We start from the raw sequence: 12,047 nt of genomic DNA on the forward strand, positions 1-12,047 counted from the left end.
ACCGGTTCCGGCCGAACTGGAGTGGAAGGTCTGCTTGAGCCCGTCGACGGTACCGTTGATCACGCCGCTGTCGAAACCGAACAGGAAGCCGCCGATGGTGGCCACGCAACTGATCAGGATGATCAGCCGGGTGTTCTCGCCGCTGTCGGCGGGCGCCTTGCTGAGGGGAATGCTGTTCATGGGAGGCCTTTGGTGAGTGCGGCTCGTATGGATTAGGAATCTACGGATCGGCGGCGGCAAGTATCAGCGCAACAGGTACTGGTTCAACAGGTTCTCATAACGTTCCTGCTTGCCGCTGATCTGCTTGGGTTCGCCGCTGTTGGCCGCCAGTGCGCGCAGATCGCCCAGGGCCAGCTTGCCCTGCTCGAAATCGCGGCCGGCGCCGCTGTCGAAGCTCGCGTAACGCTCGCTGCGCCATTGTTCCCACGGCGAATCCGTCAATAGCGCATGCGCCACTTCCAGGCCGCGCGCGAACGCGTCCATGCCGCCGATGTGGGCGATGAACAGATCCTCCAGATCGGTCGATTCGCGACGGACCTTGGCGTCGAAGTTCAGACCGCCTTCCAGACCGCCCTGACGCAGCACCACCAGCATTGCGCCGACGGTGTCGTACAGATCGGTCGGGAACTGGTCGGTATCCCAACCGTTCTGCGCATTGCCGCGGTTGGCGTCGATGCTGCCCAGCATGCCCGCGTCGGAGGCCACCTGCAGATCGTGTTCGAAGGTGTGTCCGGACAGCGTCGCGTGGTTGGCTTCGATGTTGAGTTTGAAGTCCTTTTCCAGGCCATGTTCGCGCAGGAAACCGGCAACGGTGGCGCTGTCGAAATCGTACTGGTGCTTCATCGGTTCCATCGGCTTGGGCTCGATCAGGAAATTGCCTTTCAAGCCGATGCTGCGGCCGTAGTCGCGCGCCATGGTCAGGAAGCGGGCGAAGTGTTCGACCTCGCGCTTCATGTTGGTGTTGACCAGCGAGGCATAGCCTTCGCGGCCGCCCCAGAACACGTAGTGCTCACCACCCAGTTCGACGGTGGCGTCCAATGCGTTCTTCACCTGCACGGCGGCGCGCGCGACCACGGCGAAGTCCGGGTTGGTCGAAGCGCCGTTCATGTAGCGCGGATGCGAGAACAGGTTGGCCGTACCCCACAGCAGTTTCGTGCCGGTGGCCTCCTGGCGCGCCTTGGCCAGGCCGACCATGTGCTTGAGGTTCTTCTCGTATTCGCCGATGTCCTCGGCATCGGGGGAAAGATCGATGTCGTGGAAGCACCAGTACGGCACGCCCAACTTGCTGAAGAACTCGAACGCGGCGTCGACCTTGGCCTCGGCGGTGGCCAGCGGCGAGCCGGCTTCCCACGGAAAACGGCGCGTACCGGGGCCGAAAGGATCGTGGCCGGCATTGCAGAAGGTATGCCAATAGCACACCGCGAAGCGCAGGTGCTCGGCCATGGTCTTGCCGCCGACGCGTTTGCCGGCGTCGTATACCTTGAAAGCGAGCGGATTGTCGGAATCGCGGCCCTCGAACGGGATGCGGCCGATGCCGGGGAAATATTCTTTTGCGCCGATGAAATAGGGATTGCTCATGGTCTGTCTTCCGTTCTGTTGTGCGAGTGCGTGCTACGCCGGGTACAGCGTGCGCACGGCATCGAGGTATTGCAGGAAACGCGCGTAATGCGTCCGGTATTCGCCGACGCGCGCAGGGTCGGGGCGGGTGGAAAGCGTTGGATCTACGGCGGCATGCCGTAACGCCAGTTCGGATAAGGGAGTGCTGTCGCCGCTTCCATGCTGCTGGGACCACAACGCCTGCAGTGCGGCACCGAACGCGGCGCCTTCGCTCTGTCGGGGAACTTCCACCGGCAGATCGAATACGTCGGCGATCATCTGCCGCCAGGCGGCGCTCTTGGCACCGCCGCCAGTCAACACGATGGCTTCGAAACCCAGGCCCGCCGCGGCGAATGCGTCGTAGCCGTACCTCAAGGTGTAGGTCGCGCCTTCCATCGCCGCGCGGTAGAAGTTGGCGGGCGTGGCGTTGAGCGGATCCATGCCCAGCATCGCAGCGCGCGCATCGGGCAGATTCGGTGTGCGTTCGCCATTGAAGAAGGGCAGCAAAGTCAGGCCGCCGGCGCCCGGAGAGGTTTCGCCGATCATGGCTTCGCCTTGGGCGACGCCGAAACCGAACAGCCGCGCGATGGTTTCGGTGGCGACCGTGCAGTTCATGGTGCAGATCAACGGTAGCCAGCCGCCGGACGAAGAACAGAACGCTGCCCAGGCGCCGTTGGCATCCACCACCGGATGATCGGCGTAAGCGAACAGGGTCCCGGAGGTGCCCAGGCTCATCGACAGGCGGCCCGGCACCACGCAGCCGGTACCGATGGCCGCCATCATGTTGTCGCCGCCGCCGACGGCGATGCGAACCGAGTGCGGCAGCCCCAGCGCGTCGGCGATCGCAGGCAGGATCGCGAAGGTAGTGCCCAGTTCGACCAGCGGCGGCAGGCACGGCGAAAGATCGCGATCGGGATCGATGGCCGCCAGCAGTTCTTTCGACCATTGGCGCGTGCGTACATCCAGCCAGCCGGTACCCGAGGCATCGCCGACCTCGGTGAAGCGTTCGCCGGTGAGGTAGAAGTTGAGATAGTCGTGCGGCAGCAGGATGGTCGCCAGCTCGCGATAGACCTCGGGGCGATGCTGGCGCGTCCACGGCAACTTGGAGGCGGTATAGCCGGGCAGGATGGGATTGCCCGCGATCTCGATGCAGCGCCGCTCTCCGCCTAGCGCCTGCATGATCCGTCCGCACTCGCGCGCGCTGCTGGTATCGCACCACAGCTTGACCGGCGCCAGCACCTGGCCATCGCGATCCAGCGGCACGAAGCCATGCTGTTGCCCGGAGACGCCGACCGCGGCGATGGACGCGCGGATTGGCGCATCCAGTTGCGCGAAGCAAGCGTGCACGCCTTCGATCCACCACGAGGCCAGCTGCTCGCGACTGCCGTCCTCGCCGCTGATCAGCTCGAGCGGCGCGCTGGCGGTGGCCACGACCTGTCCGGACTCCGCGTCGTAGACGAGCAGCTTGATGCTCTGGGTTCCTGCATCGATGCCGGCGTACAGGCTCATGCCGCCACCAGCTTGCCGTCTTGCAGGCGTATGCGTCGCGACTGGCCCGCCTCGAGTTCCATATCCAGACTCTGTTCTCCCAATATCACGTTGTAACGGCCGCCGCGCGCGCTGGTGAGCGTCGCCATCGACAGGCGGCCCTCTTTCCACGACAGATCCATACCCGCAGCGCCGCGCACTTTGAGACCGCGCACGGACCCTTCGCGCCACGCTTGCGGCAGCGCCGGCAGCAGGAAGATCGATCCGCCCCAGCTCTGCAGCAGCATCTCGGTGATGCCGGCGGTGCCGCCGAAGTTGCCGTCGATCTGGAACGGCGGATGCGCATCGAACAGATTCGGGTAGGTCCGCTGCGGTGCCAACAGCATGCGCAGGATCTTCAGCGCGTGTTCGCCGTCGCCCAGCCGCGCCCACAGATTCAGGCGCCAACCGATGCCCCAGCCGGTGGCGTCGTCGCCGCGGATCTCCAGCGACCGCTTCGCGGCAGCGGCGAGTTCCGGCGTATCGCGCACGTTGATCTGCGAGCTCGGATGCAATGCGTAAAGATGCGAGACGTGGCGGTGGTGGATCTCCGGCACTTGCATGTCCCAATCTTCGCGCCACTCCTGCAGTTGGCCTGCATTGCCGATGCGGTCAGCCGGCAGCTGCTCGCGCAATTGCCGCAACCGCTGCGCGAAATCGGCGTCCACGCCCAGCAGACCGGCAGCCTGGATGCACTGCGCGAACAGATCGCGCAGCAATTGCGAATCCATTGCCGGTCCAGCGCAAAGCGAAGCGCCCTTCGGATGTATGTTCTCGGGCGACATCGAAGGATTGGTGACCATCTCGCCAGTAGCGGGATCGCGCACCAGCACGGCGGCGAAGAACTCTGCCGCGCCTTTGAACAACGGATAGATCCTGCGCAGATAGGCCTCGTCGCGGCCGTAGTCCCAGCGGTCCCACAATTGCTGCAGCAGCCAGGCGCCGCCCATGGGCCATAAACCCCACTGCGCACCATCGATGGGACCGGTCTGCCGCCACAGGTCGGTGTTGTGATGCACGACCCAGCCTGGTGCTCCGTACATTTCCCTGGCCCGGCGCGCGCCCTTTTCCGCCAGATCGAAAAGCATGCTCTCCAACGGTTCCACGCATTCTGGCAAGGCGTTGGCCTCGCTGGGCCAGTAGTTCATTTCCGTGTTGATGTTGATCGTGTATTTGCTTTCCCACGGCGGGTCCATCAGGTCGTTCCAGATGCCCTGCAGGTTGGCCGGCTGCGTACCGGGACGCGAACTGGAGATCAGCAGATACCGGCCGTACTGGTGGTAGAGCGCGGCCAGCGCGGGATCGCCATCGCTGGCGAAATTCGCGACGCGTTCGTCGGTGGGCAGCTTCGCCGCTTCGGCACTTCCCAAATCGAGGGAGACGCGACGGAACAGGCGCTGGTGTTCGGCCACATGCGCTGCGCGTAGCGCTTCGAAACCACGCTGCTGGGCTGCGGCCAGTTGCCGGCGCGTGATCGCTTCGGGGTCGCCGCCGACATCGTCGTAGCGGCGATAGCTGGTGGCCGCCGTGATCAGCAGCACTACCTCGTCCGCACCTTCTATTTCTATGCGTTCGCCGCGCACCTGCAACGAGCCGCCGCGTGGAATCGCACGCACACGCGTCGCGAACTTCAGCTTGCCCTCGATGCCGTGCCGCGCGGGATTGCGGCCGCGCAGCAGCAGGGCGCCCTCTTCGGCAGACACTTCGCTCTGCTGATCGCTGTCCAGCGATACCCGCAGATCGATGCCGCCGGGACGGTCGGTCGACAGGCGCACCACGATGCACTGGTCGACCGGCGAAACGAAGGCCTCGCGCGTGTGCTCCGTCTTCCAGGTCCGGAACTGCGTGCGCGTGATCGCCGTATCCAGATCGAGTTCGCGACGATAGTCGGTGGTGTCCGGAACATCGCGGAAATCCAGCACCAGATCGGCCAGCGGCTGATAAGGCATCTGCTTGAGCGGCCGCGCCATCATCCTGGCGTTGGCCAGGTCTTCGGCCTGCGCGTATTGGCCGGCGAAGATCAGCCGGCGCACTTCCGGCAATGCTTCCAGCGCGCCGGAAGTGTCGGCTTCGTACGGGCCGCCCGCATACAGCGTGTCTTCGTTGAGCTGCAGGCGTTCGTGTTCGATGCCTCCCCACACCATCGCGCCGAGGCGGCCGTTCCCCAACGGCAACGCCTCCACCCATCGCGTCGCCGGCCGCCGGTACCAGAGCTTGAGCGCATCGCCGTCGGCGATGGCGCCCGCAGCCGCATGCACGACTGCGGACGGCGCCAGGCCCGCGATCGCGATGCCCGCGCCCACTCCTTTGAACAATTCGCGGCGGGTCAGATCGACGCTCATATCAATTCGTCTTGACTGCCTTCACCACGACCGCCTTGCCGTCGTATTGCACGGTGGTATCGGCCGCCGGTTCCAGCGTACCGGCATCGGCGCGCGGACCGCTGATCCAGCGCACGCGGACCTCGCGCTTGGCCTGCATGCCGGGGAACGTACCCTGGCGCGTACCGATGCTCAGTTCGCCGGTCTTTTCATTCCATTTCAGCGGAATGCGGCTGAACTCGCTCTTCTCGTAGCCGTAGCCCTTGCCATCGTCTTCGTACAGCGAGAATTCTCCGTCGGCGCCCGTATAGACCACCACGGTCAGCGGCGCGCCCTTCTTCTCGTCCACGTATTGCTGCACCGGACCGGTCGGCACGATCGCGCCGGCACGCACGAACAACGGCATGCGCTCCAGCGGCGCGGCGGCCTGCAGGGTTTGCCCGCCCTCATGGCGCTGGCCGGTATAGAAGTCGTACCAGGCGCTGCCGGCCGGCAGATAGACCGCACGCTGCGTGGCCTTGAACGCGGTCACCGGAGCCACCAGGAAGGCGGGCCCGAACAGATACTGGTCGTTGATGTCGCGGACCTTGGCGTCGCCCGGGAAATCCATCGCCAGGCTGCGCATCATGCTGCCGTCGCGATGATAGGTATCGCCGGCCAGCGTGTAGACGTAGGGCAGCAACGTGTAGCGCAGACGGTTGTAGTAGGCCATGCTGGCGTAGTACGGCGTGCCTTCCGGCGCGATGTTCCAGATCTCGCGGTACGGGAACTGGCCGTGCGAGCGGAACAGCGGCACGAACGCGCCGAACTGGTACCAGCGGGTGTTGAGTTCGCGCCATTCCGGCAGATGCGCCGGATCCTGGTTCTCATAGCGCTTCTCCACCGCGAAGCCGCCGATATCGAAGGTCCAGTTGGGCAAGCCCGACATCGACAGGTTGACGCCGGCGGAAATCTGATCGCGCATGTCGTCCCAACGCGAAACGATATCGCCGCTCCAAACCGCCACCGCATTGCGCTGGGTGCCGGCATAGCCCTTGCGCGACAGGATGAACACGCGCTTGTCCGGGTCGGCCGCGCGGTCGCCGCGGTATACGCCCTGGGTGTGCGGCAGCGGATAGGAATTGAAGAACTCGGTGGACGGGCCCACCGCCGTCGGCGTGGTGCGCGCCTTGCGCTCGCCGACATCGAGGTTGGAATGCAGGTCGGGCTCGTCGGCATCCAGCCACCAGGCGTCGAAGCCCTTGCTGTTGAGCTTCTCGTTGATCTGCCGCCAGTAGATGGCCTGCGCCTTCTCCGAATACGGATCGTAGAACGAGTTCAGGTAGCCTGCGCCGATCCAGTCCTTCTCGCCCACTTCCACATTGCGCTTGTACATGAAACCGGCGGCATCCAGTTCCTTGTAGTTGGCGGTGGTGGGATAGAACTTGGGCCATACCGAAATCATGATTTGCCCGTGCAGGTCATGGACCTGCTTGACCATGCCATCGGGATCGGGGAAATGCGTCTTGTCGAAATCGTGCGAACCCCAGGCGTCTTCCGGCCAGTACGACCAGTCGAGCACGATGTTGTCGATGGGCAGCTGGCGCTTGCGGTATTCGGCCAGCGCGCCGACCAGTTCGTCCTGCGTCTTGTAGCGCTCGCGGCTCTGCCAGAACCCATAGGCCCATTTCGGCAGCAGCACCGCTTTGCCGGTCAGCTGGCGATAGCCGGCGATGACCTGGTCGGCCGCGCCCTTGTCGGTACCGCCACCGGCCACGAAGTAGTAATCGATCATCTGTCCGGCTTCGGACCACAACGACAAGTCCTTGGCCTCCGCAGCAGGCAAGGGATCGCGGTGCAGCAGGGCGATGTAGCTGGGGTCGATCAGCTTCCACTCGATCTTCAGCTTGTGGCGCTGGCCCGGCTGCAGGTCAAGCGCGAACTCGTGGTGCCACGGGTTCCAGTTCTGGCGCCAGCGGTCGATCACCGGCTTGCCGTCGATCCACAGCTTGGCGTATTCGCTGGAGTACAGCGAGAACGTGTGGCGGCCGGGGCTGAGCGCTTCTATCTCGCCCTCCCAGGTCACCTGCATGGGCTGATCCTTGCTCTTGGCTTCGGCCGGGAAGTTGGCCAGGTCCTTGATGTACTGGTAGTTCACCTCGGATTCGCGGCGCTCGACTTTCTGCACGCCGCCGACCGAGTAGCGCGCGGTCAGCGCGCCTGCTTCGCCCTTGGCGTCGTACAGCTTCAGGCTCTTGGGCAACGGCTGCAGGCCGCGCGGATCGCCCAGGCGGGTGATGGCGTTGTTGTCCCACAGCAGGCCGTAGTTGCGGCTGGACACCAGGAAAGGCACCGCCATGTCCACGTTGTGCTGCAGCAGTTCGACATCGTGGCCTTTCTGGTTCATCCAGCCTTGCTGATGCTGGCCGAAGCCGTAGATGGCTTCGTCGTCTGGCGATTCGAAACGCTGGCGGACGCTGAGGTAGGGCTTGCCTTCCACTTCCAGCGGGGAAAAACTCCTGCCGCCTTCGACCTCGGCCAGGATCGGCTTGCCTTGTTTGTCCAGGAAGCTGACCCGGCCGCTCTGCAGCGAAACCTCGGCGGTCACTTTGGCGGTAGTCAGGCGCAGCTTGCCGTCGGCACTAGCGACATCGAAGGTGGCAGCCGGTGCGCCGGTATCGACCCGCATCAGGCTGGGACTGCGCTTGAAATCGCCATCGGGATCGGCACTGACCCGGATGATGCCGGCATCCACCACCTGCAAACGCACCGCCGCGGCGCCTTTATCGGCAGGACGCACGATGACGCCGTTGTCGGTCTTCTCATAAGCCTGGCCGGCTTTGCCGCCGCAAGCGGCCAGCAGCGCCAGCAACGGCAGGGTCAGCCCCATCAAATTACGCATCTTCCGCTCCTCCCTTTCGATTCGTGTGGGACGGGCCAGACCCGCCGCTACGGATTCCGGCAACGATCGCCGGACGCCGTCGATACCTTGCAATTCAGTACGTCGCCAACTTCACCTTCAGCAACTGATCGGCGCTGGAAAAATTCAGCCCGTAATCGGTCTGGTCGCCATTCCAGACGCGCTGGAACTTCCATTGGTTGTTTTCGTAGGTGCCTTCCTCGACGCGGTCGTAGATCTGCCGTGCGGCGACCGCAGGATCGGCGGCGACGATGTTGACGCGCGCGTGGTAGGCGGTGACCAGGAATTCGTCGGTGCCGGTTTCGGCGATCAACGCCGCGCCTACCGGCTCGGGATTGCCCGGCGCTTCGCCCTGGAACCAGAACTGCGGTACGCCATAGGTGATCACGGCATTCCAGCGGTCGTTGAGCTTGAGGGTCTGCACGGGTTGGCCGGCCTGCTCGGCGATGCCGTGCACTTTGCCCTCGAAACTCAGCTTGGCCAGCACGCGCGCGGCCGGCCGCACCAGACGATAGTTCAGCGCGAACGGCTCCAGCGATTCGGGCGACATCCTCTTGGCCCCCAGCGGCCAATTGGAATAGCGCGTGTAGTCGATGCCGAATGGCGACCAGCCAATGGCCTGCTGGCCGAGCGCGGCGAAGAAATAGCGCGCGAACATCACATCGTTGCCGGTTTCGGCCACCAGCAAGGCGTTGTCGGGGCGCGAATAGCGGTCCAGCACGGCGGTGTACTTGTCGTACTCGCGCATGTAGATGTCCGGCGCCAGCAGATCTATGTTTGGCGCGGCCGCCTTGTAGACCTCCAGTACGTTGTCGGTGGGGCCGCCGCTTTCGTACTGTCCGGGCAAGCCGGGAGTGAACGGATCGCGCAGCGCCGCGTTCACGTACATCGGCAACGGATATTCGGCCTTGCCTGCCGCAGCGACCTGATCGATGTAGTGCGCCACATGCCAGGCGTGGAAGAACTCATCGGCGTCGTTGCCGAACGCCTGCTTCCAGTTGCCGGCCTGCTTTCCCATCTTCCTGATCAGGGCTTCCGGCACCGGCCCATCGAACGCTTTCTGCGCCAGCGGCGAGAAGTCGCGCGGCGCGCCGTAGGTGCCGGGTTCGTTTTCCGGCTGCACCATGATGACGGTGCGCTGCGCGTCGGCCTGCTTCAGATGACGCATCAGCCGTACGAAAGCTTTTCTGTCGGCCTCCAAGGTCTCTGTGGACAACGGCGACAGGGAGTTCAGCGTCCTGCCGTCGGCAGTGATGACGCGCGGGAAACGTTTGTTGTCCAGCTTCACCCAGGCCGGCGCGTAGTTGGGTCCGTTGTTCTTCCAGGTGGCGAACCACAGCAGCACCAGCCGCACCTCGTGCTCGCGCGCCTGCGTCAGCAAAGTATCGACGAAGGAGAAATCGAACTTGCCTTCCTGCGGCTCGACCTGCTCCCAGGCGATCGGCACCATCACCGTATTGGGCTTAAGCACGTCGATGGCGGGCCATACCTTCTCTAGCGCAGCGGGATAGTTGCTGGAGTTGTTCACCTGTGCGCCCAGCAGCAGGAACGGCTCGCCGTCCACCAGCAATGCGTGGCGGCCGTTCTCGCTCACCAGTTTCGGCATCGGCGCTTCGACGCTTCGCGTCTCCGCCTTGGGATCGGTTTTGGCGGCGGCCGGCGCGGCGGCCGGCGGCGCATCGGACGGCTTGCAGGCGACCAGGGCCGTCAGCGCTGCCATTGCCGCTAACAACCGCAGCAGGTGGAGGGCGGAGCAAGTACGGCCTGGATTTCGGATCGTCATTCTTTGGTTCTCCCCGTCACCAGGCATCGCTGCGGAACGGCGATGCGGGCAGGCCGTCGCGATTGGTCAGATCCGCGCTTTCAGGATTGTCGCTCCATGCATAGCGCACGGCCTGCGGTTGTGCGACTGAGTCGCTGGTCACCACGACGGCGTCGCCGCGGAGAACGGCGCGTGCCGGATGGAAGCGATGGTCGGCGCCGGCCAGTTCGAAACCATGCACTTCATCGCCGCCGCCGCGCACCGCCAACGCATTGGCGGACGGATCGAACTCCACCCTGGCCTCACGCCCTTTGAACTTGGCCGCGCGATAAACCGGCCCGGAATACACCAGCGATTCGCCATAAGCGACATGCCGCGCGGCCAACGCCAGACGGCGGCCGACTTCCTGCTTGTTCAGCGGATGGATGTCGTTCGGATCGCCGATATCGATGGCCACCGCCTGCGCGGTGGCCGGCAGGGCCAGCGTATGCGACTGCGATTCGCGCAGCAGCGCCCACGGACTGCCGGCGCCGGCGCTTTCGCCGGGAACGTCCGCGCCGGAAACGAAGTTGGCCAGCTGCACCCACAGGAACGGCATCGCCGGCTGCTTCCAGTCGCCGCGCCATTGCCCGATCATGGCGGCGAACTGGTCGCGATAACGATAAGCGTCGGTCGCGCTCGCGTTGGATTCGCCCTGGTACCAGATGACCCCGCGCACCGGGTACGGCTGCAGCGGATGGATCATCTGGTTGTACAGCAGCGCCGGATACTGGTTCTTGTCGTCGATCATCGCCGTCGACACCTGCGCCGGCCGGAATTTCCACTCGCCGTCCAACGGCCGCTTGGCCGCGCCTTGCGGCTGCACGAACACTTCGCCGGCAGCGCCATGGATGCCGCCGCCGCCGCCGAAATCCTGCACCCGCACCGCGACCTTGTTGACGCCCGCGTGCAGTGCCTGCGGCGGCACTGTGTACTGGCGCGGCAGGTTGTACTGCATGCGCGTTTCGCCCACCTGCCGGCCATTGACCCAGGTGATGTCGGAATCGTCGATGCGGCCGACGCCCAGTACGACGCCCGCCTTGGCTTCGGCATCGCTCAGGGTGAAGCTGGCGCGATACCACGCCTCCCCGTCCATGCCGTTGTAGCCGCCGCCTTCCCACAAACCCGGCACCGCAATGCGGTCCCAGTCGCGGTCGTCGAAATCGGCCTGGTTCCAGCGCGAGGTGTCGACTCCCTTCTGCGGCCAGCGCGCCAGACGCGCATGGGTCTCGGCCATTGCGGCTTGATCGCGCGCCTGCGCTTCACTGGCCTGCCGCACGACTGCCTGCGCATCCAGTCCCTGGGTAGCGGCATCGGTCCAGGCCTCGATGCGGCTGCCGCCCCAGGTGCTGTCGATGATGCCGATGGGTACGCCCGTCTTCGCCCGCAGATCGCGCGCGAAGAAATACCCGACCGCCGAAAACGCGCCCACCGTCTGCGGCGATGCCGCCTGCCATCGGCCGCCGGTCAAGCGCGCTTCCGGTTGACCCGACCACGACTTGGGCACCTTGAAATGGCGGATGCGATTGTCGCCAGCGCTCGCGATTTCCCGCTGCGCGTCCTTGGCCTGCGCAACCGGCCACTCCATGTTCGATTGGCCCGAAGCCAGCCACACGTCGCCGACCAGCACGTCGTGCACGGTAGTCGCGTCGCCGCCGTTTTCGCTGATCTTAAGCAGATAAGGCCCGCCCGCTGCATGCGCGGGCAATTCGACCCGCCACGCGCCATCGCCGGAGGCCGTGGCTTCCGCGCTGCGGCCGTCGAACGCGACTTCGATCTTCGCGCCCGGCGTCGCCCAGCCCCAGACCGGCAACGGCTGGTCGCGCTGCAGCACGGCGCCATCGGAAAACATCAGCGGCAGCGCGATCTTCGCCTGCACGGACTGCGCCGCCAGCAACATCAG

The 12,047-nt window shown here is 65.0% G+C and carries 6 protein-coding genes and 1 pseudogene; all 7 read right to left on the minus strand.

Annotation, left to right across the window (positions count from 1 at the left end; translation table 11 throughout):
* A pseudogene (locus tag CSC73_RS03735) lies at nucleotides 1–180 on the minus strand (sugar porter family MFS transporter); the annotation flags it as partial.
* 63 nt (nucleotides 181–243) lie between these two features.
* On the minus strand, nucleotides 244–1,578 hold the full coding sequence (gene xylA, locus CSC73_RS03740; RefSeq protein ID WP_163839084.1) for a xylose isomerase: 1,335 nt from the start codon (nucleotides 1,576–1,578) through the stop codon (nucleotides 244–246).
* Between the two features lie 33 nt (nucleotides 1,579–1,611).
* Nucleotides 1,612–3,105 (minus strand): xylulokinase, encoded by a 1,494-nt coding sequence (gene xylB / locus CSC73_RS03745; RefSeq protein ID WP_163839085.1) that lies wholly within the window; start codon nucleotides 3,103–3,105, stop codon nucleotides 1,612–1,614.
* Nucleotides 3,102–5,465, minus strand: a complete 2,364-nt coding sequence (locus tag CSC73_RS03750; RefSeq protein WP_163839086.1) for a glycoside hydrolase family 95 protein — start codon at nucleotides 5,463–5,465, stop codon at nucleotides 3,102–3,104. Before CSC73_RS03750 ends, xylB begins: the two co-directional genes overlap by 4 nt.
* A 1-nt stretch (nucleotide 5,466) precedes the next feature.
* The gene (locus CSC73_RS03755; protein ID WP_163839087.1) at nucleotides 5,467–8,325 is read right to left on the minus strand and encodes a TIM-barrel domain-containing protein; all 2,859 of its coding nucleotides are present in this window, start codon (nucleotides 8,323–8,325) and stop codon (nucleotides 5,467–5,469) included.
* A 94-nt stretch (nucleotides 8,326–8,419) separates the two neighbouring features.
* Nucleotides 8,420–10,126: a GH35 family beta-galactosidase gene (locus tag CSC73_RS03760; protein WP_425502268.1), complete on the minus strand. Its 1,707-nt coding sequence runs from the start codon at nucleotides 10,124–10,126 to the stop codon at nucleotides 8,420–8,422.
* A 16-nt stretch (nucleotides 10,127–10,142) separates the two neighbouring features.
* On the minus strand, nucleotides 10,143–12,044 hold the full coding sequence (locus CSC73_RS03765; protein WP_163839333.1) for a sialate O-acetylesterase: 1,902 nt from the start codon (nucleotides 12,042–12,044) through the stop codon (nucleotides 10,143–10,145).
* Nucleotides 12,045–12,047: the final 3 nt, after the last annotated feature.

The sequence above is a fragment of the Pseudoxanthomonas sacheonensis genome (genome assembly GCF_010093305.1).
GTDB lineage: Bacteria > Pseudomonadota > Gammaproteobacteria > Xanthomonadales > Xanthomonadaceae > Pseudoxanthomonas_A > Pseudoxanthomonas_A sacheonensis.